The 19958-nt window shown below is 37.7% G+C and carries 20 protein-coding genes; 3 read left to right on the top strand and 17 right to left on the bottom strand.

Features of this window, described 5'->3' with window-relative positions; genetic code table 11:
* Positions 1-58 precede the first annotated feature (58 nt).
* From J0J36_RS04565 to J0J36_RS04520, 10 genes are all read right to left on the bottom strand, one after another.
* Positions 59-1087 carry a DUF3048 domain-containing protein gene (locus J0J36_RS04565; protein ID WP_040086256.1) on the bottom strand — a complete coding sequence of 343 codons (1029 nt, stop codon included), beginning with the start codon at positions 1085-1087 and terminating at the stop codon, positions 59-61.
* Between the two features lie 95 nt (positions 1088-1182).
* Positions 1183-2334, bottom strand: coding sequence for a mannitol-1-phosphate 5-dehydrogenase (locus J0J36_RS04560; protein ID WP_019292523.1), 1152 nt, complete (start codon positions 2332-2334; stop codon positions 1183-1185).
* Between the two features lie 109 nt (positions 2335-2443).
* A complete protein-coding gene (locus tag J0J36_RS04555) occupies positions 2444-2875 on the bottom strand; it encodes a PTS sugar transporter subunit IIA (RefSeq protein WP_019292524.1) in 432 nt (143 codons plus the stop codon).
* Position 2876: 1 nt separating this feature from the next.
* Positions 2877-4811, bottom strand: coding sequence for a transcription antiterminator (locus tag J0J36_RS04550; RefSeq protein ID WP_019292525.1), 1935 nt, complete (start codon positions 4809-4811; stop codon positions 2877-2879).
* 24 nt (positions 4812-4835) lie between these two features.
* Complete coding sequence (locus J0J36_RS04545; RefSeq protein WP_019292526.1) at positions 4836-6665, bottom strand: PTS transporter subunit EIIC; 1830 nt, start codon at positions 6663-6665, stop codon at positions 4836-4838.
* A 384-nt stretch (positions 6666-7049) separates the two neighbouring features.
* Positions 7050-7472 carry a gamma-glutamylcyclotransferase gene (locus J0J36_RS04540; RefSeq protein WP_153924768.1) on the bottom strand — a complete coding sequence of 141 codons (423 nt, stop codon included), beginning with the start codon at positions 7470-7472 and terminating at the stop codon, positions 7050-7052.
* Positions 7466-8107 carry a pyroglutamyl-peptidase I gene (gene pcp / locus J0J36_RS04535; protein ID WP_019292528.1) on the bottom strand — a complete coding sequence of 214 codons (642 nt, stop codon included), beginning with the start codon at positions 8105-8107 and terminating at the stop codon, positions 7466-7468. The genes J0J36_RS04540 and pcp overlap by 7 nt, the downstream gene beginning before the upstream one ends.
* 18 nt (positions 8108-8125) lie before the next feature.
* Positions 8126-9058, bottom strand: a complete 933-nt coding sequence (locus J0J36_RS04530) for a DUF979 domain-containing protein (protein ID WP_153924763.1) — start codon at positions 9056-9058, stop codon at positions 8126-8128.
* Positions 9059-9061: 3 nt separating this feature from the next.
* Positions 9062-9736, bottom strand: coding sequence for a DUF969 domain-containing protein (locus J0J36_RS04525; protein WP_019292530.1), 675 nt, complete (start codon positions 9734-9736; stop codon positions 9062-9064).
* A 178-nt stretch (positions 9737-9914) separates the two neighbouring features.
* Positions 9915-10328, bottom strand: coding sequence for an organic hydroperoxide resistance protein (locus J0J36_RS04520; RefSeq protein ID WP_153924760.1), 414 nt, complete (start codon positions 10326-10328; stop codon positions 9915-9917).
* A 109-nt stretch (positions 10329-10437) separates the two neighbouring features.
* Here J0J36_RS04520 and J0J36_RS04515 point away from each other — a divergent pair, with 109 nt between their 5' ends.
* On the top strand, positions 10438-10878 hold the full coding sequence (locus J0J36_RS04515) for a MarR family winged helix-turn-helix transcriptional regulator (protein WP_019292532.1): 441 nt from the start codon (positions 10438-10440) through the stop codon (positions 10876-10878).
* 45 nt (positions 10879-10923) lie between these two features.
* Here the strand turns inward: J0J36_RS04515 and J0J36_RS04510 are convergent, their stop codons facing one another.
* From J0J36_RS04510 to J0J36_RS04500, 3 genes are all read right to left on the bottom strand, one after another.
* Positions 10924-11583: a type 1 glutamine amidotransferase domain-containing protein gene (locus tag J0J36_RS04510; protein WP_173817048.1), complete on the bottom strand. Its 660-nt coding sequence runs from the start codon at positions 11581-11583 to the stop codon at positions 10924-10926.
* 132 nt (positions 11584-11715) lie between these two features.
* Entirely contained in the window at positions 11716-12078 is a 363-nt protein-coding gene (locus tag J0J36_RS04505) for a DUF1304 domain-containing protein (protein ID WP_019292534.1), read from the bottom strand.
* 4 nt (positions 12079-12082) lie between these two features.
* On the bottom strand, positions 12083-12373 hold the full coding sequence (locus tag J0J36_RS04500) for a putative quinol monooxygenase (RefSeq protein WP_019292535.1): 291 nt from the start codon (positions 12371-12373) through the stop codon (positions 12083-12085).
* Positions 12374-12624: 251 nt separating this feature from the next.
* Here J0J36_RS04500 and J0J36_RS04495 point away from each other — a divergent pair, with 251 nt between their 5' ends.
* Positions 12625-14106: an ABC transporter permease gene (locus tag J0J36_RS04495; RefSeq protein WP_019335550.1), complete on the top strand. Its 1482-nt coding sequence runs from the start codon at positions 12625-12627 to the stop codon at positions 14104-14106.
* Positions 14107-14120: 14 nt separating this feature from the next.
* The gene (locus J0J36_RS04490; protein ID WP_019335549.1) at positions 14121-14792 is read left to right on the top strand and encodes an ABC transporter ATP-binding protein; all 672 of its coding nucleotides are present in this window, start codon (positions 14121-14123) and stop codon (positions 14790-14792) included.
* Between the two features lie 54 nt (positions 14793-14846).
* Here the strand turns inward: J0J36_RS04490 and J0J36_RS10640 are convergent, their stop codons facing one another.
* The 4 genes from J0J36_RS10640 to lepA form a co-directional block, all read right to left on the bottom strand.
* Positions 14847-15008 (bottom strand): LPXTG cell wall anchor domain-containing protein, encoded by a 162-nt coding sequence (locus J0J36_RS10640; RefSeq protein ID WP_255566843.1) that lies wholly within the window; start codon positions 15006-15008, stop codon positions 14847-14849.
* A 60-nt stretch (positions 15009-15068) separates the two neighbouring features.
* A complete protein-coding gene (locus tag J0J36_RS04485; protein WP_242520647.1) occupies positions 15069-16607 on the bottom strand; it encodes an InlB B-repeat-containing protein in 1539 nt (512 codons plus the stop codon).
* Between the two features lie 376 nt (positions 16608-16983).
* Complete coding sequence (locus J0J36_RS04480; protein ID WP_153924758.1) at positions 16984-17817, bottom strand: Rgg/GadR/MutR family transcriptional regulator; 834 nt, start codon at positions 17815-17817, stop codon at positions 16984-16986.
* Between the two features lie 294 nt (positions 17818-18111).
* Positions 18112-19935, bottom strand: coding sequence for a translation elongation factor 4 (gene lepA / locus J0J36_RS04475; RefSeq protein ID WP_019292539.1), 1824 nt, complete (start codon positions 19933-19935; stop codon positions 18112-18114).
* Between the last annotated feature and the right edge of the window lie 23 nt (positions 19936-19958).

Genomic DNA, 19958 nt, shown 5'->3' with positions numbered 1-19958 from the left:
CATGCAGGACTTCAAATAAAAAAGAACAGCGAGATTCACTGTTCTTTTTAAGCATATACTACTCCCAAACAACTTCACGACTATTATCAACTGCCGTTATCCAAGTTTGACCTGACTTGAGCGGGATTTTGTTTCCTTGATCGTCGGTGAAGCTGATATTTATTTGTGCATTTGGTTTGGCCCAATTTCCTTCCTGGACTTTGCCGTTTTGGAAAATATACGCCTTGCCCGTGCCGGTCGTTTCGATGTCCATGTGATTACCGTCTGCGGATAGTTTTTGATTGACCATGATTGCAATAACTACATCTGGTGAAATTTGACCCTTTTCTCGGTCTTGATGTGCTTCACCACCTTGGAAACGTTGATAGGTCTTGCTGGCTGTATCGTAATGATAGCTGACTTCAAAAATACCGGTAGAGACTGGAAGGCTGATAGCTTGAGCAGCTGGCAGGTCACTTTCTGTTTTATCTGACTTGAGTGCTTGTCTGTCCCAGCTTTGGAAATCAGATTTCTTCTTATCCAGCTTGGTCATATACTTGTCCAAACCGCTCATTTTCGTATACATATTATGTGGTGCCACGCGGTCCTCAGAACGCCAGAAGATACCCTCAGGTGCTTTAAATTGATCTAAGTCTGCGACATAATCACCCGACTTAACCATGTTCAAAGCTAACTCTGAGCCACCCACGTGAGCTAAGCCAGCATCAAAACCAGCTGCCCACTCCACAAAGTAAGGACGAATAGAACGCACAGGGCCAATCAAATCAGGCTGTGCTTCCTGATAAAGGGCTACGAAGCGTGTGATGCCTCCTTCAGCGACAGCTTCAAAAACCACTCCCGCATCTTTAAGACCGGATTGCGGTCGCGCTTCTGGTGAATTTTCCACCATCACGGCAGTTACCGGGCGTTTTGCCTTATCAGCTGTCGTTTCAAGGCCTGTAAGTTCTGAGCGTACAGGACCTGATTTTTCCTCTTGTTTTACTTCTTCTTTTGCCGTTTTTGGAGCAAAGACCTTCGTTTGCCAAAGGAAGAGCCCAACTGCACCAACTAAAAGGGCGATGATGATAGCGATTACTTTTTTCTTCATAGTTTTATTATATCAGAAAAGTCCTTTCTTTCACCATTTTAGTCTTCTAAATAAGTTAAAAGCCTCATCAAAACGTAACTTTTTTCAATGGAAATTCACTTCATATATTTTTTCGCACTAGCCTCAATCTCCATAATCAAGCTCTCATCTGTAAGACTAATGACTTCACGAATGACTGCGTTAAGCCCTTTTTCTTTTAATGCTTCTTGCAAAGCCACAGCTTCTTTATCGTTTTCGTCTTTGTAGGCAAATATTTTCCCCACAACTGCCAAATGGCTTCGATAAGATAAACCGCATTCAGAAAGTTCACGGATTGGGCGGATAAAGCGTTCATCGTAGCCTAGCTTACGCATCGGAGTTCGTGCTACACGGCTTATCTCATCCACTATCTCTGTGTTTGAGAAGCGCTCAATAATCGTTTCATGATAAGCTTTCAACTCTTCCTCAGTAAAGTCCCATTTGGCTAAGAGCAACTGGCGTGTTTCAGCTTGGACGTCTTTAAGTGAGGCCAATACTTCATTATTTTGCAAGGCTTCTAAAATAGTTTGGTAACCATAATATGCGCCTGTATAAGCCACTGTCGCATGACCACTGTTAACAGAGAAGAGTTTACGTTCAATATAAGGTTCCAAATCTCTGGCATAATGAACACCTTCAAGTTTTACTTCACTGTTCTTCAGTTGACTTTCATCCACAACCCACTCACGGAAGGGTTCAACGACAACATAGAGCGGATCTTCATGCGATTGATTGGGCACGATACGGTCGACTGCCGCATTGGGAAAGCCAATCTTCAAATCTACAAATTCTAAATCAGCTGGAGTTAAATATTCTTTGACCTTATCAAAAAGAAATTCGGAACCCCCAATCATGTTTTCACAGGCAAGGATGTCTAATCGTTTTTGATTTCCTTGGGCTTTACGCTTTTGAATACCTTTGGCAATCAGTTCCGCAATAAAAGGAAGGATGTTGGGTCCAATTGCTGTAGTAACGATATCAGCCTCTGCGATAGCCTCAACTACTGCTTCAGGATTCTGCGCATTGTTAATGCCCGAAACGCTATGGACTTGAATTTTTTCATGCGATTGATCTGCCAGCTCAATCGTATATTTCCCTTCCTCATTTAAAGCGTTGATGATTTTTTCATTAACATCGACAAAGGCAATTTCAAAACCGTTCTTATATAAGATTTCTCCGATGAAACCACGTCCGATATTTCCTGCGCCAAAATGTACTGCTTTTTTCATTTGTATTTACCTTCATTTCTTCTTTTTACTCCTTCATTGTAATCGTTTTCTTTACGCTACTAAATAAAAATCTTGGCACTTTTTACTGTGCCAAGATTTTTGAGATTGTCTAGTTTTCAAAGTATGCTGCGATTTCATCAACAGTTTGTGCATCTGCGATTTTAACGACATTATCGACATCAGCGCAGAAAAGCGAGATTTTTTGGATAAGCTCCAAATGATCGTCTCCCACACCTGCTATTCCAAATAAAACAGTCGCCACTTTGCGTTCTTCAGCATCACCAAAGTTTATGCCCCGAGGAACTTGCACAATACATATGCCGGTTTTTTTAACTTCTTTTTTTGCTTCATCTGTGCCGTGAGGGATGGCGATAAAATTCCCCATATATACAGAAAGTTCCTCGTTGCGTTGAACCATAGCTGGAATATAGGCTGCGGTCACACAGCCTGCATCATGAAGTAAGGAACCACAATATTCAATCGCTTCTTCTTTTGTTTCAAAATGTTTATTTAGTTTTATCAGATTTCTTTGAATTCTCATTTTATTCTCCATATTTTTGGATTGATTCAGTCATAATCGTTTTTAAGAGCTCTTCAACAACTTCTTGATTACCGGAATCATAAATTTTCGTATACAGTTTATTTTCGATGATTGAGCTCGATATTCTTCCCAAGAGATATGTCGTATAATGGTCAACTTCTGGAGGTGCTAATAACAAGAGAACACGATTAACGCTTATCTTTTCTTGGTTCATGGCAATTACTTCTATGCGCTCCTCTAGATCATATATTTTGAAAAGCGGATATGGCACTGTTCCATGGAGACCATGAAGCAGTGCAATATTTGTATCCGGAATGGCCAAATGTGTCGCCTCAAAACGTTCTAACAAGAGCCGAGCCAATCCTTCTTTTTCTGAAAAACCCAAGCGCTGTACAATAAGTTCAATAACAGCTTGCAAATGGGGTGGGTTTTCTAAAGTTTCCAGAGAAAATTCTTCTAATATAGTATTACTTATACTGAATAACCTGCTTAGATCTACTGTATGTCGAGGCTCTTCTTCTCTATTTTCTTTCCTTGCCTCTTGTTGAATCACACGCAATTGGTGACGAATATCATCCGTATTTTTCTGATCCAATATACGACTCACATAAATATAATCCAACTCTTTTTCTGTTGTAAATACTACATCATAGTGCTCCAGATCCGGTATTTCAGACAATTGGATAATATCGATACGCTTCAAAAAGGGGAAATTTTTCTTTAAGTGACTGATCAAAAATTCACAAGAGATTCGCCCCCGACTTGTCACAATAGCCGCTGTTAAGGGAAGAACCAAATCACTTCTTTCAAGAGTCGCTACGAAATGCAAAGTTACAAAAGCTGTATCTGTGCTGGAGAATTTCCGTGAAAATATTTTCGGCAGAACATCCTGCACCACTTTAAAAACTTTTTTGTTGTCCGCTTCAATCTTTTTGATAAACTTATTTTCTTTTTCGGAGGAAAGATCCGGTAAAATTTCTGTTTCTTTTAGATGAGCATAAAGAAGGCCATAGAGTTTATCGTCTTTGATAAAAGCAATATCCATTTTTTGTGAAACTTCACTGATCAGTTGGCGTACTTTATACGAAAACTGACTGTCAAATTTTTCCATAAAAAGAACTTCACGACCAAAACCAAAGTAAAGTACATCATAAATACTGGCTAGATATACAATCTCTGTGAGACTAAAAGATGTTCCCCCTAGCTCTTGGATAATTTCCCTTACAAAGGCAATTGCTTCTTTACTTGGTTTACGCCAAAGTCCAGATGAAATTGTCTTTCCTTGGTTAATCCTTAGCAGTGTTATGCCAAGGAAAAATTGCATCAAAACCTTACTTTTATCGACCGCTTTTATCTCGACATTTTTTTCAAAGATTGCTTTTGCTGTCTCTAAAAACTGTGTTTCCAAAAATGAAGAAATTTTACCTTCCGCAAAATCGCCATTCAATGCTTCACTGATACTCATCGAGTCATTTAATATCGAAACCAAGACCGAACGAATTTTTTCTTCTTTTCCAGTAATCCAAATTTCGTCATCTTGATGTAAAAAGAGTTCATTTTCTTCACAAATTTTATCTAAATGTTTCAAATCCGAAATAACAGTGGGCAAACTTACTGCAAAACGTTCTGCTAATTCTTCAAGAGAATGATGCTTCGTGACTAAAAGAACAATCTCAGCTTTTTGTCTTTCTTGAGGCGAAAACTCCTTGAGCTCCTGAAGTTGCTCTAACCGGGCAAGATCTCCTTCTAAATAATAGCCTTCTGTTGAAGTACGTAAATAAATACCCATATTAGGCAAAGTCAGTTGAAATTTATCTAAATCCCGATAAATTGTTCTTCTGCTGGCTCCAGTCGCTTCCATCATATCTGCAACGGTCAGGGTTTTCTTCACTAAAAATTCTTGGATGATTTGTTGTTCACGTTGTGTTACTAACACGAGGTTTCCCCCTTTACTTTTGGTTTATAACTTGTTCAAACGTGCGACAAGTTGATCATATCTTGGTGTTGTAATCAGACTTTCAACTTCTAGATATTGAGCATTAGGCGCAACTCTTTTAGCACGATGGGTAAACTCTTCTGTAGTTACAATCATGATGTTTGTTGCATTGAAAGCTGCTAAACCTAAAAACTCTACATCTGAAATCGGAAGCTGAATGCCATTCATCTTAAAGATGGCACCTAATGTTTCTTTACCCATCGTTGCGGATCCGATATGCTCACCATCATGAGCAAAGACAACCTCATCGATTTGATTCAAATCTATTTCTTCTTCTACTGTTGGACTGTTCGTTAAGGTTACCGGTTCACTTTTAGATGGCTCTGAAGCCTGTGTTTGAGACAATTGGGAAATAATCTCATCGTATTTTGGTGAATTTAAAAAGTTGGAAACAGAATATCGAATTGCATCTGGTGACATTGTCGCCGCACGAGCAGCTAATTCTTCTTGTGTGACAACGATAGTATCTGGCCCTGCTTTCAGATTAGCAATAGCAATATTTGTAACATCTTGTGGCAAACCAGCTTTATTTACCTTGTTTCTTAGGATGGATGCACCCATCGCAGATGAACCCATACCCGCATCACAAGCAAAAATGATATGTTTAACCGCTGAAAAATCAACTGCTTCGTGAGATGGAGCAACTTGCCCTTTGGCAACAGCCTTCGCTTCCGAAAGATTGGCTTGTGCTTCTTCAAGTGCTGAATCATCAACCATTGACTTGTCACGTTTCAAAATGAAGGACGCAACAAGGAAGGAAACACCGGCAGCTACAAGAATACCGACCCAAACACTAAGAATATTTCCCAAGCCTCCTGCAGCCTTACCAGAAGCCATTCCTGTGATGGCAATAATTGAACCTGGAGATGCTGGTGCTTGAAGGCCTGCCCCCAAGAAATTGTTTGTCAAAGTACCTGATACACCACCAGCAATTACTGCGAAAAACAGAGCTGGTTTCATCATCACGTATGGGAAATAAATTTCGTGAATACCACCAATAAATTGAATAATTATCGCACCTGGTGCTGTAGCTTTTGCTGAACCTTTACCAAAGAGCCAAAAGGCAATCAAAATACCAAGACCTGGTCCAGGGTTTGCTTCGAGTAAAAACAATAGTGACTTTCCTTGTTCACTGGCTTGTTGGATACCCAAAGGCGTCAAAATACCTTGGTTAATGGCATTATTTAAAAATAGAATTTTAGCAGGTTCAATAAAGACATTTGCTAAAGGAATAAGGTGGTTGGAAACAAGGAAATCAACTCCTTGCCCCATAATATCTGTTAAAGCTGCAACTAATGGACCAACTACTTTTACAGCAAATAATGAAATACCAAAACCGACAAGACCGGCTGAAAAATTGTTAATCAACATCTCAAGCCCTGCTTTGATATGAGGTTGCACGACTTGGTCGAATTTTTTAATCAGCCAAGCTCCAAGAGGACCTAAAATCATAGCACCTAAAATCATCGGAACATTGCCGTTTTCATTAAGACCGCCCATCGTAGTTGTTGCTGTGGCAACAATCGAACCAAATGTGGCAATTGCACCAACAACACCTCCGCGGTGATCATAGATATTCTTACCGCCTGTATAACCAATCATGACTGGAATAAGAAAGACAAGCATTGGGCCAACCATAGCAGCAAAAGTACTGTTTGGTGTGAAACCATCTGGGATAAAGAACATCGTGAGAACACCCCAAGCAATTAAGATTGGAATGTTAGGCATAACCATATTTGAGAGTGCTGTTCCAAGTTTCTGAACCCGCACTTTAAGACTAGTTTTTTCTTTCATTACAACTCCTTATAAGATAATTAATATTGTATATTTAGATTGTAAACGCTTTCGATTATGTTTCATAAAAAAACCTTGGCACTTTTTATTGTGTCAGGGTTTTTATTGTGTGTTTTATTTTTGAGGATAAAGATAAAGCAAACTTCTCTGTCTATTTCTTTTAGTAAAGTGAGAGTATATCTTCTCCAAGAGTTACTTCTGAATTTTACTTTGTAACAAATCAAAAATATACGCTTCCAAAGGAAGTATAGCACATGTATTAGATTATTTCCATTTTCTTTCACTTTTATTAATAAGAGTGTTTGTACTCCAAATTATCGCTCACTCTCTTTTGAGTAACGCTTCTTTCATAGAAAAAACAAGAAGTCCAACGACTTCTTGTTTTTATTCAACCGTCTGCAACATATATTCCAACCAGTCTCCTGAGTCAACAGGTACTAACTGATCATTGGAATTAAGACTTGCATTTGGATTATAGTGATAATAGTAAACTTCTTCCGTTTGACCGTTACTGAGAGAGGCTGTGGTACTTCGATGGAGGTACTCACTGTTTTCTGGACTTTCTGGGTTAAAGTTTTCCATACCATCGAGCGTTCGAATACTTTTTGAGAAGTCATAAAAGGTAAAAACTTCTCCTATTATTTCTGAATCACCGTCAAAGATTGCGGGATAACCCTTATTTTCAATATGGAAGAGATTGCCCTTAATTTTTGCTGGTGTACTTTCCAGAACCTCACCTTTTAAATATTTTTCATAGTTAAACATGTCTGTACGTAAGCTACCGTATACAAAAACTTTCCTTAACATATTTCCCCACCAATAACACGTAAATCTTCAGAATAGTGCGTGCATGCTTCTAAGGCAACTTCAATCCCTTTAACAATCTCGTCCAATGACATATAAGGTGTATCTTTTTTATCAATGACTTGTGATGTAGCATAAGGAATATGAATGAAACCAGCTTTAACTTCGGGATATTTTTTCTCTAAGAGGTAACGCACACCATAGAAAACATGGTTGCATACAAAGGTACCGGCTGTGTTAGACAAGGTTCCAGGAATGCCAGCTTTATTTAATTCGCTAACAATTGCTTTAACTGGCAATGTAGAGAAATATGCTGGAGCACCATCTTCTTTTACAGGCTCATCGACAGGCTGATTGCCTTCATTATCTGGAATTCTGAAATCATCCACATTAATGGCGACACGTTCTGGCGTAATCGCAAAGCGTCCACCAGCTTGGCCAATATTTACAACCACATCTGGATGATGTTTTTCAATAGCTTCTTCAATTTTTTCGAGTGATTTATAACGCACAGTCGGAATAATCAACTTAATAATCTCAGCACCGTTGATTTCTGATGCAACACGTTTCACAGCTTCTTCAGCTGGATTGAGTGCTTCACCACCAAATGGATCAAAACCTGTTAACAAAATTTTCATAATAGAATAATCTCCTTTTTAAAATGCGATAAAGTACATTACGAGAATGTGCAGAACGATAAGCGTAAGTGAAACTGGCGCTTGTACCTTGATCACTTTATTCTCATCTTTCATCTCAAGCAGGGCAGCGGGCACGATATTAAAGTTGGCTGCCATTGGGGTTAGTAAAGTACCACAATATCCTGCAGTCAGTGCTAATGCCCCAGCAATTACGGGATTTGCTCCTTGGGCAAGGACAAACGGAATCCCAATACCCGCTGTGATGACAGAGAAAGCCGCAAAAGCATTCCCCATGATCATCGTGAAAATCACCATGCCAAGAACATAAGCTACTACGCTGAGCAAGCGGTTATCCGCAGGGACAATACCTGTAATCCCTTGCGAGATAACTTCACCAACACCTGCGGTTGTAAAGAGTGCACCTAAGGCAACCAACAATTGTGGTAAAATCGCAACCGGCCCCATCGAATCAAAGAGGCGTGCGCCATCCTCCACGGATTCTGTCACTTTTGCTTTTGTCATTAACAATGCAAACACTAAGGCAACAACCGAAGCTACACCGATAGCAAAGAGTGAAGCATTGGTAAATTTACCTAAAGCCATCGCAATGCCAACAGCTACAAATGCCAGAATAAAGGAAGGAATAAAGATTTTATTCTTCAAGACTTTAGACTGTTTTTCGCCAAAGCTGTCGTCCAAAGCTTTATATTTCCCAAAGGTCACTTGCTTAGTTAGTGTAAGCAAACTGCTTAAAACAATAAAGAGTCCTACAAGCCAGGCTGGGATAAGTGCACCAAAAATAAATGGTATAGCAATTAAAATCCAAAAAAGAGCCGTTCCGAAACGTTTGCTTCCTTGTATTGTAGTTAAAGCTTTATAGGCCATATAAATCATGAGTAAACCCATAAGGACATAAAAAATATTTAATGAAACGTCAATAAAAGCTTGCATGGTTTATTTTACCTCTTTCTTTCCAAATTTTCGAAGAAGTTTTCTGTCATACAGTATAAACTGGATAGCTGTCACTAGAAAGGCAAGGACAGCCATGATAATACTGGCAACTGCTACGTCTACGGCTGAAACATCATAGTTAAAACTTGACATGGTTGAAGTAATCAAGAGAACACCGGCGCTCCCTGCAAAGAGATTTTGCCCAAAGAAGTTACCATAGTTTTCTGCTGCGGCAGAAATTGCCTTAATATCATCGTCTTCAGACTCCACATCACCAAATTTACTCACTGCGGCAGCTTTGGCCATCGGCTGAATGAGTGGTCGAACAAACTGTGGATGCCCACTAATACGAATAGACATTGCGCCTGCAATAAAACGAATAAAAACATAAACAAGGGCAATACGACCTGTTGTAAGTGACTGGATACGGCCAATAAGATCTACTGCACGTTGGCGAAGTCCATTACGTTCCAAAACACCGATAACTGGAAGAGTCAAAACAAAAAGCGAAACCATACGGTTATCGACAAAAGATTGACCTAAAATAGTTAGAATCTCCTGAATACTCAAACCTGCAACCAGACCTGTAGAAATCCCAGCAACAACAACAACAAATAAGGTCTCTATCTTGAAAACAAAACCAATCAAGACAATCAAGACACCTATGAGTTTAATCATAAAATAATTCCTCCTAGAATATATATATCAGACAATTATACACTATTTGTCTATTATGCACAATTTATAATTGGATAATATTTTATGTTATTGTCTAAACAAATAGAGATAGCTCGTAGCTATCTCTATCTCTATTTATATTATTCCCTGATACTTATTCTACCAGTATTTCTCAGTTTTAAAAAATATCAATCGTAACTTCAATATTACCTTTTGTCGCACGAGAATAAGGACAGGTTTCATGGGCCATTTCTAACAATTCTTTTGCTTCCTCAAAGCTCACACCGTCTATATGTCCTACGATATCAACACCTAAAACAACGTCAGGTACTGCGCCTTGACTTAAGTTATAGAGAGATACAGTTACTTCTATAGTTGATTCTCCATCAACATTTCTTGATTTTTTGACATAGTCTAAAGCACTATTAAAACAAGCGCTATACCCCGCTGCGAATAACTGTTCTGGATTTGTCGCATCCACAGCTTTACTTCCTGGCGCTACGATGTCTAATTTAAAGCTATTATCGGGAGAGTGGACTTCACCATTACGGCCACCTGTATTTATCATTTTTGTTGAAAATATTTTTTGCATTACCTTACCTCTTTTTATTTTTAATTGTGCACAATTTAATTTTACTAAATATAATTGAATTTGACAAATATATGAAATCAGTTATAATAAAAATATTTGGGAGGACACCATGAGTAATTCGATTTTAAACAAGGAACTTTGTTTTCAACTATACATTGCTTCTAAAGAAATTATCAAACAGTACAAGCCGTATTTAAAAAAGTATGACTTAACATACACAAGCTTTATTGCTTTGCTGGCATTAGAAGATGACATGACCGTGAATGAGTTGGGGGAAGAATTATACTTAGATTCTGGTACCTTAAGTCCTTTATTAAAGAAACTGGAACAAAAAGGATATCTTGTTCGAAAACGTTCGCGTTCGGATGAGCGTATTGTCAAACTATTTTTAAGTGAAGATGGAAAAAAACTCAAAAAAATGCTTCCTGCTATTTCCCTACAAGTTGGACAAGAACTTGCAGGACAATCTGATGAAATTAATTATAATAGTTTGATTATGCAACTCTCTCAACTTAATAACATCATGAAAAATATGAAACGAGAACCATAACACTCTTATTTTTCAAACTAAAAAAGAAGGTAGACCCTTCTTTTTTTAGTGGTTTAATTTACGTAACTCAGCTACAAGTAATTCAGCGACTTTTTGGGGAGATTGAGGATTTTGTCCAGTAATTATTCGCCCATCTCTAATAGCATACTCTTTGAAAGCTGCGGCTTTTTTGTATCGCGCTCCACGTTGATTTAACTCGGTTTCGGTTAAGAACGGAACAGCAGTTGTTGTTCCATTAAGCTCTTCTTCTTCGTTTGTAAATCCGGTAACGACTTTATCTTTTATAAGGTATTGCCCCTCTTCATCTTTCAAGTTCAAAAGACCAGCTGCACCATGACAAACAGACGTTATAAATCCGCCCGCATAATAAATTGCTTCAGCAACTTTCATCAACTCTTTATCTTCCGGATAATCCCACAGTACACCATGGCCACCTGTAAAATATATAGCACCATAATCCTGAGGATTTAAATCCGTTATTTTTTTCGTGTTGGAAAGAGCAGCTTCCCTAAAACTTCTTTCTGTATACCATTTCCAATCGATTTCGTTCGCATATTTAAAACTTTCAGGATCAAGGGGAACATAGCCACCTTTTGGACTTGCAAAGTCAACTTCATAACCTGCAGAGATTATTTCATCATAAAAATGAGTTGTCTCGCCCAACCAGAGCCCTGTAGCTCTATTTGTCTTATCATATTTGGGCATATTTGTTTCTATGATTAATATTTTTTTCGTCTTTTTTTTCTTTCCTTTCCAGTTTGGGCTCACTTATACCTTCTTATAAAGCTTAGAAATTCTTATAAAGACTATTGTTCAGTATTGAATTACTTTATCTATTTATAAGAAAATAATACTGAGTAAAGTTAAGATGGCTAAACCACCTTGTTTAAAAATAATGAAGCGGTCGCTCGTGAGGCTCCCATACAGCGCAACTAAAATAATATATACCAAGAAGACACTCAATAATTCAATGCGTGCGGCAGAAACAAACAGTGCATAAAGTATCCCAATACCAATCAACCCGTTGTATACGCCTTGATTTTTAAACAGTACTTGGACGTTTTTGTTTTGTAAATCCTCGCTGGTCATTTTGAACACTCTAGCTGTTGCATCAGAAGTCGTTTTTACCGTTTCTAAATAGGTAATATAAAAGAATTCTATGGCGACCAAGACTCCTAAAATAGTTGTTATGACTGACATAAGCTTATTTTACCCCCTTCTCTACAATTTGCAATTCCGGCTTTTTAACACTATACTTACTGATATTTTGCGCGAAAGCTAGCAGCAAAGGATTGGTGTTGTGTTTTTCGATTGTTTCTAAGGAAGCCCAGTTTTCAATCATCACAAACTCATTTGTTGAAAGCACTGCTTCGTATAAATCGTAAGCTAAACATCCTTCTTCTTGTCTGGAAGAAGCAATCAGTTCCTCTGTATCTCTTAAAAATTCTTCTCTTTTTTCGTCTTTGATAAAAAATTTAGCATTAACAATAATCAAATGTCCATCCTCTTTCTGTGACTTTTATTCTTTTCCACAATAATTGACTAATCAATCATTGACTGGTCAATAATACTCTATTTTCTAATTAATTTCAAGAATATTGACTTAAACTCTCTACTCAAAGTTACTAACGCATCTCTTTTTTACAATAAAATGTTTCTTAAGTTTCGCTTATGTATCGTTTAACTAATTTTTAAGTAAATAAGCATACAATTTGTTTTATTAATTTAGACAAAGGAGAATCTCATTTGGATTTTATAAGACGCGCCTGGCTTTTTACTAAAGCCAAACTATCACGAACCCTTCTACTTATTGTGGCCTTTTCAACTATACTTATTTTTGTTCTTTCGGGTTTGGTTATTCATACAGCTTCTAACCGTTCCATCGAAAATGCGAAGAAGAGTGCCGGAGCGACTGTTACACTCTCCATTAATCGTTCTGCAATGATGGAAAATTTTTCTAAGAATGATTCAACAGAGAAAACGAACAAGTCCGATATGCCTGACATTACTCAAGCAGATGCTGAAAAAATAGCGAAACTTTCTGGAGTAAAATCCTACTCGTATACAAAACAAGCTACAGCAAATGCCGAAAGCAATATCGAAGCAATCAGTCAATCTGACACCTCAGAAAATAATGATAAACAAGGAGCTGTCTTTATGGCAGGGCCGGAAATGAGCGGAAGTACTCCCGGTGATTTCAAAATCGTTGGTACAAACGACTTGCTCGCCTCTTCAGAGTTTTCGGGTGGGACAAATAAAATAACCTCTGGACGCGCAATTCAGTCCTCTGATGAAGGAACGAATAATGTTGTCATTGAAGAGAGCTTGGCTAAACAGAACAACCTCAAAGTAAACTCAACATTTACCCTCAAAGATAGTAATGATAAAACTTACAAAATGACTGTTGTAGGACTTTACAAATCAGGTTCAACAGAAAATGATTTGGCCGCAGACTTTAGCTTTATGAACCCAGCCAATCAGATATACACTGCTTTGAGTGTACCAAACCAAATCGATGGTAAAACAGGAACGCTTGGAAGTGCAATCTTTAATCTGGAAAACCCAGAAGATTCAGAGAAGTTTGTCAAAGAAGCTACCAAGCTTATCGATACAGATAAATTTGAAGTACAGTCTAATGATGCTATTTACCAACAAATGCTACAACCTCTGAACAATATCAGCAGTTTTTCTAAAAATATTGTTATCCTTGTGACACTTGCAGGTGCCATCATCCTTGCGCTTATCGTCATGCTCATGGTGCGAGAACGTCGCTTTGAAATTGGTGTCTTGATGAGCTTAGGCGAGTCAAAAGGAAAAATTGTGGCGCAATTCTTTACCGAACTATTTATGATAATGGTCGTTTCTATCGGTATAGCCTCAGCTACTGGTAACTTTGTGGGCAATGCCGTCGGCCAACAGTTACTTAATCAAGAAACTCAAACCAGTCAAACCAATCAACCTACCCAAATAAATGGTACTCAAAGACAAGAAGATGGACCTCAGGCTGAAAAAGGAGATCCTAATGCTCAACCTGGCGGAATGCGTACGGCGATTGGTATGGGACAAAATAATGAACAGCTCAAGGCCATAAATGAGCTCGAAATTAAAACAAATCCTCAACAAATCGCGATTTTAGCAGCTCTTGCACTCTTGATTACGCTTGTGGCCGTTGGTTTAGCAGCAATTGGTATTTTACGCTTAAACCCTAAACAAGTGCTGACAAATTAAAGAAGGAGGACATTATGACAGTATTAAACATTGAAAATTTGACTTACTACTATAACCATCCTGAAGATTACCTCTTTCAAGATGTCACAGAAACTTTTGAAGCAGGAATTATGTACAGTATTCTCGGCCAATCTGGAAGTGGAAAAACAACACTACTCTCTCTTCTAGCAGGTTTAGATATGCCCAAGTCTGGACAGATTAAACTTAATGGAGACGAGATAAAAGCAAATCAGTTCACCAATTATCGTAAGAACATCGTTTCTACCATTTTTCAAGCTTATAATTTATTAACCTATATGTCAGCTTTTGAAAATGTAAAAACAGCGCTCAGGATCTCAAAAGTCTCCTTTGACGATGAGAAGCAGTCAATTATTGATAGCTTGGAAAAAGTTGGTTTGACAGAGGACTTAATATACAAGCCTGTAAGTAAACTTTCAGGAGGACAGCAGCAACGTGTGGCTATCGCACGCGCCCTTGTTTTAAATCATGATATCATCATTGCGGATGAGCCTACAGGAAATCTTGATGAAAATACGACGCGCCAAATTGTCGAGCTTTTCAAAAAAATAGCGCATGAAGATCATAAACTTGTAATTATCGTGACTCATGAAACAGAGGTAGCTCAAAACTCTGATGTTGTCTACCAACTCAAAAATAAAAAATTTACCAAGTTAGATGCTTTTTGAAAGAAGCCAGACAAAAAAGACTAGCCGAGAGCTAGTCTTTTTTCTTATTTCATTTTACCTTTTTGTTAAGTATTTTTTTACCCCCAATAAGGAAAGGGCGACGAGAATGCTTCCCCCTAAGACATAAAGATATGGTTTTGCATTTTCACCTGTCAGCGGAAGTTTTTTTCTAGATCCAAGCGACCTAGTAGTATCTTGAGTTTTCTTAGTACTCAGTGATGCTGTGCTCTTCTCTATTTTTATGTTAGCATTAGTATCTTCCTGTTTTTTTGCTACTTATTCATTTTTCGGTTCTTCATTTTCATTTGACGCTACTGGAACTTTTTCCCAACTGGCATAGAGAATCTTATCACCTTGTTCTTGCGCTGATATGCCTTCTATTTTTTTACCTTTTTGATCTGTCCAGCCCGTAAAAGTATAGCCTTGCTTCGTTGCTTGTTCAAAATGGTTTACTCCTCGTCCATAAATATAAGAATCTGGATTTTGCTGCGAATTTTCTCCACCATTTAAAACATAGTTTATTTTATAAGTATTTGTTTTCCAATTTGCATGGAGTGTTTTGTCGCCTTGTGCATCGGTAGGAATATTGGTTATACTGTTACCATCTCCATCTGTCCAACCTGTGAAAGTGTAACCTTCGCGTTGTGGTGCTTCAAAACGACTTATTCCTTGACCATAACTATATGTTAAAGGATTCGCAGGATGGTTTGTTCCACCATTGAGAACATAAGCAATATTAAAGCTTAAACTCTCAGATTTGAATGTTAAAACAGCAGGTTCAGTGTAAATAGGTTCATTATTTATTGAATCTAGCGGTGTAATTTTTAAACGGTATAAATTACCTTCATTTGAAATATCGGAAGTAAAGTCGAATGTTTTACGAATTGTTTTATCACCAGCTGAGTTCGTCAGGCTTTCAGAAATATCATTAAAGGACAAACCTTTATCTGTACTTACTTGCCATATCATATCAACTATTATTCTCTGCGCTGAAGATAAATTTACCTCAGATTCAAAATGAGCAAGTTCTCCTGGGATTAAATCAAGTTGATCATTAGGATTAGTCCCCGTAACCTGTCCATCATATTCGTATTGCACTAAGGCGGGGACATTAAAGTTGAAAGCATGCCATTTATTCGGATCACCATCATAAGCTCTTTCTTGATATAAGGTGAAAGGGATATTTTGCGCAAGATTAGGGGCAAGCGCAGCAACATCTCCCACTAAAAACACCGGTCTTGTTTCAAGCAATGTGGGATCATTTTTAAGCATACTTAATGGCATAAAACTCGTGTAAGGTCCTGCCATGTAGATTTTAATCCCCTCACTGCCATTCAATGCTTGGCTCGTATCAACATTAGTTGCCGTATTGTCTATCAGTGGGTTAGGAAGAGTCCATGCTTGGAGAGCTTCATTCCAGTTATAAGAGCCAGTTGCAGCTGTAGATCCACCAGAATTCGTAATAGTAAAAGTAGGAGAATCCATGTATGGAATCACCTTTACCAGTCGGTAATCACTGTTAGGTAATTTCGTAAATGTAAGTGTCTCCTGATAACGGTCGCCATCAATCGTACTTGTACCTGGTGAGGGGATATTAAATGAAGCTTTAAACAAGCTATTGGCAGCCCCGACCCAAGGAATGTGGGTTTTGTAGTCAAAAGCATAAGTTTTATCTGCAGTTGTGACTAGTCCACCATTTGTTGCAAGAACCCCTACAGGTATTATATTTAACAGTATAAATAATATTAACGTGACAGATAACATCATAAGCCTTCTCAAAGACAGTACTTTGTGTAATATTTGATATTTTTTCATTTTTTCTCCTCCTCCTTCTATTATGGGCAACACCACTAGAACTACTTTACCCTTCTAGAATTGTCCTTTCTTTTTTATCATTCCTTATATCATTATATTATAATAAGAAAAAAATTAAATCAATCTCTTTTTCGCTGTAATTGTCTACACAATACATTTCGACTGGCGTCAAGGAGCTATTAAGCACCTTCATCCATTGAGTCCCAGATTTAATTTATAAGAAATAGTTCAAGAAATCGAACTCATATTAGCTATGTTTTCTCTTTTATAGACTTTAAAAATAAAATTTAAATGAAAAAAGTTACTGGATCGATTGCGCCAGTAACTGCTATTTTTAACTATGAATGTGGTGAGACATATATCCTTTACGATAAGTCTATCCTTTTATTTTCTCAAAATTATGTTTAAAAATGCCCCGAAGTTCTAAAGCATTTATTTCTGATAATATCTTTAAAGACCTACTAACAAGTTTTGTTCCCATATTTTTATCTTCAAATTTATAAATCCAACATCCCTTTACAAAAATAGAAGATATTCTTACATAGGTATCAAAAACAAGTGTTAATTTATCTAATTCCTCTATTAACTTCTCTGAAAATTTCTTTTGCTCTCTTCTAATCATGGAAAGAATAGTACGGATGATTAATCTAATTAATAAATTTCTAAATTCTGTGATTTCTTTTAAATACTGACTGTTTTGTGATGGAATTCTTTCAATCAGATGATAGACTAAGTCAGGATTAATTTCTTCTAGTGTGTTCACTAAGATATACATTTCATAACTATACCAAACTTGATAAGACTTAAGCTTGTTTTCTATATACTTTATTTCGTCAGTTGAAAGCTTTGTATAACAAGCTTTGGCTGAGAGAGCAATGACTTGGTTTTCTTCCATATCATATTTTACATTTTTCATGTATATATCCTGAAGGTTTTTCTGGTTATTGCTAAAGTAAGCTTTCTCAATTTCCTTAAATTGAGATAACCAATAATCCTCCTCATCATTATTAATCATCAGCATATAGGAACGAAAAGTCGTGTGCATTTCTTGTAAGGCAAGGTCTAATTTATCTAACGAAATCATTGATTTACCATTTTCAAAATAGGACAATGTTGATTTTGATAAACCCACACGTTCAAAATCGCTTAAAAGTAAGTGGTGCTGCAAGCGTAATTTTTTAAAAACTTCGCCATATTTTTTATAAATCATGGTCACTCCTCCTAAACAGCATATTTTAAAAAATGTACTCTCTCGCGAACATTCAATAATATCACTTGGCTAGCATTAAATATGCTCGACTTCTTACCTTCTTTTTACTTTCATTTTATCACAACAAATCTTATATTTACTAAAAAATTCACTTAAATTTAATGAAATAAATTCTTTTTATATCATTTTTCTTCATGATTTATCTCCAGGACGATTATATTTTTATCCAAAAAATAAAGACAGCCTCAAAGACTGTCTTTTACTTATTTGTGATATAAAGTAGCTTTTTTACCTTTATTCTTCATCCATAGACAAAACAGAAAGGAAAGCTTCTTGTGGTACTTCTACTGAACCGATCGATTTCATGCGTTTCTTACCAGCCTTTTGTTTTTCCAAAAGTTTACGTTTCCGAGAAACGTCACCACCGTAACATTTAGCCAAGACATTTTTACGCAAGGCTTTGATGTCGCTACGTGCCACGATTTTTTGACCAATAGTGGCTTGGATTGGTACTTCAAATTGTTGACGAGGAATAAGTTTTTTGAGTTTTTCAACGATAACTTTACCACGTTCGTAAGCAAAATCTTTATGCACGATAAAGCTAAGGGCATCGACTTTTTCGGAGTTCAAGAGAATATCCATCTTTACGAGGCGTGATGGGCGGTAATCTGAGATTTCATAGTCGAAACTTGCATAGCCGCGTGTTGAAGATTTGAGCTTATCAAAGAAATCAAAGACAATCTCACTCAGCGGGATATGATAAATAACATTGACACGGTTAGCATCAAGATAATCCATCGTCACAAATTCACCACGTTTGCGTTGAGCAAGCTCCATAACGGCTCCGACAAACTCGTTAGGCACCATGATTTGTGCTTTGACAAATGGTTCTTCAATACTTTCAATACGCGTTGGATCAGGGAATTCACTTGGATTTGCCACTTCCTTTGTTTCACCATCAGTCGTGTTGACATGGTAAATTACAGATGGTGCGGTCATGATTAAGTCTAAGTTAAATTCGCGTTCCAAGCGCTCTTGGATAACATCCATGTGCAAAAGGCCTAAGAAACCACAACGGAAACCAAATCCAAGCGCTTGTGATGTTTCTGGCTCAAACTGCAAGCTGGCATCATTCAATTGTAGGCGTTCTAGGGCTTCACGAAGGTCATTATAACGGTTAGAATCAATCGGGTAAAGTCCACAGAAGACCATTGGATTCATTTTTTTATAACCCGCAAGGGCTTCCTCTGCAGGATTATTAGCTAGAGTGATTGTATCACCAACCCGTGTATCCGCAACTGTCTTAATTGCAGCTGCCAAGTAACCAACATCACCCGCCATGAGGAAGTCACGCGCCACTGCTTTAGGCGTGAAAATCCCAACCTCTGTCACAACAAATTCTTTACCGTTTGACATCAGTTGAATAGTATCACCTACCTTTACAGAACCGTCAACTACACGGATTTGCAAGATAACACCACGATAAGCATCATAAACTGAGTCGAAAATCAGAGCCTTGAGTGGTGCTTCAACATCACCTTGAGGTGCTGGAACCTTCTCCACAACTTGTTCCAAAATTTCTTCAATACCGATACCTGCTTTAGCAGAGGCTAAAACAGCCTCTGAAGCGTCTAAACCGATGACATCTTCAACTTCAGTACGCACTCGTTCTGGATCTGCCGCAGGAAGGTCAATTTTATTAATGACGGGAAGAATTTCTAAGTCGTTATCTAAAGCCAAATAGACATTGGCCAAGGTTTGGGCTTCAATCCCTTGAGCTGCATCGACAACAAGAATAGCACCTTCACAGGCAGCTAAAGAACGGGAAACTTCATAGGTAAAATCGACGTGTCCAGGCGTGTCAATCAAATGGAAAATATAGGTTTCTCCATCTTTAGCCGTGTATTCTAACTCAATAGCATTGAGCTTAATCGTGATACCACGTTCACGCTCCAAATCCATGCTGTCCAAAAGCTGTGCTTGCATTTCACGTTTTGAAACCGTTTCTGTCAGTTCAAGGATGCGGTCAGCCAACGTTGATTTTCCGTGGTCAATATGCGCAATGATCGAAAAGTTACGGATTTTCTCCTTGCGCGCGTTCATTTCTTGTATATTCATCATTATTTCCTTAATAAAAAGTC

The organism is Lactococcus sp. LG1074, assembly GCF_017309525.1.
GTDB lineage: Bacteria > Bacillota > Bacilli > Lactobacillales > Streptococcaceae > Lactococcus > Lactococcus petauri.
This window is presented reverse-complemented; position numbering and strand designations above follow the sequence as displayed.

Coding starts and splice junctions, on each gene's coding strand:
- J0J36_RS04565 (WP_040086256.1), bottom strand. CDS start 1,087: ATGAAGAAAAAAGTAATCGCTATCATCATCGCCCTTTTAGTTGGTGCA.
- J0J36_RS04560 (WP_019292523.1), bottom strand. CDS start 2,334: ATGAAAAAAGCAGTACATTTTGGCGCAGGAAATATCGGACGTGGTTTC.
- J0J36_RS04555 (WP_019292524.1), bottom strand. CDS start 2,875: ATGAGAATTCAAAGAAATCTGATAAAACTAAATAAACATTTTGAAACA.
- J0J36_RS04545 (WP_019292526.1), bottom strand. CDS start 6,665: ATGAAAGAAAAAACTAGTCTTAAAGTGCGGGTTCAGAAACTTGGAACA.
- J0J36_RS04540 (WP_153924768.1), bottom strand. CDS start 7,472: ATGTTAAGGAAAGTTTTTGTATACGGTAGCTTACGTACAGACATGTTT.
- pcp (WP_019292528.1), bottom strand. CDS start 8,107: ATGAAAATTTTGTTAACAGGTTTTGATCCATTTGGTGGTGAAGCACTC.
- J0J36_RS04530 (WP_153924763.1), bottom strand. CDS start 9,058: ATGCAAGCTTTTATTGACGTTTCATTAAATATTTTTTATGTCCTTATG.
- J0J36_RS04525 (WP_019292530.1), bottom strand. CDS start 9,736: ATGATTAAACTCATAGGTGTCTTGATTGTCTTGATTGGTTTTGTTTTC.
- J0J36_RS04520 (WP_153924760.1), bottom strand. CDS start 10,328: ATGCAAAAAATATTTTCAACAAAAATGATAAATACAGGTGGCCGTAAT.
- J0J36_RS04515 (WP_019292532.1), top strand. CDS start 10,438: ATGAGTAATTCGATTTTAAACAAGGAACTTTGTTTTCAACTATACATT.
- J0J36_RS04510 (WP_173817048.1), bottom strand. CDS start 11,583: ATGCCCAAATATGATAAGACAAATAGAGCTACAGGGCTCTGGTTGGGC.
- J0J36_RS04505 (WP_019292534.1), bottom strand. CDS start 12,078: ATGTCAGTCATAACAACTATTTTAGGAGTCTTGGTCGCCATAGAATTC.
- J0J36_RS04490 (WP_019335549.1), top strand. CDS start 14,121: ATGACAGTATTAAACATTGAAAATTTGACTTACTACTATAACCATCCT.
- J0J36_RS04485 (WP_242520647.1), bottom strand. CDS start 16,607: ATGAAAAAATATCAAATATTACACAAAGTACTGTCTTTGAGAAGGCTT.
- J0J36_RS04480 (WP_153924758.1), bottom strand. CDS start 17,817: ATGATTTATAAAAAATATGGCGAAGTTTTTAAAAAATTACGCTTGCAG.
- lepA (WP_019292539.1), bottom strand. CDS start 19,935: ATGAATATACAAGAAATGAACGCGCGCAAGGAGAAAATCCGTAACTTT.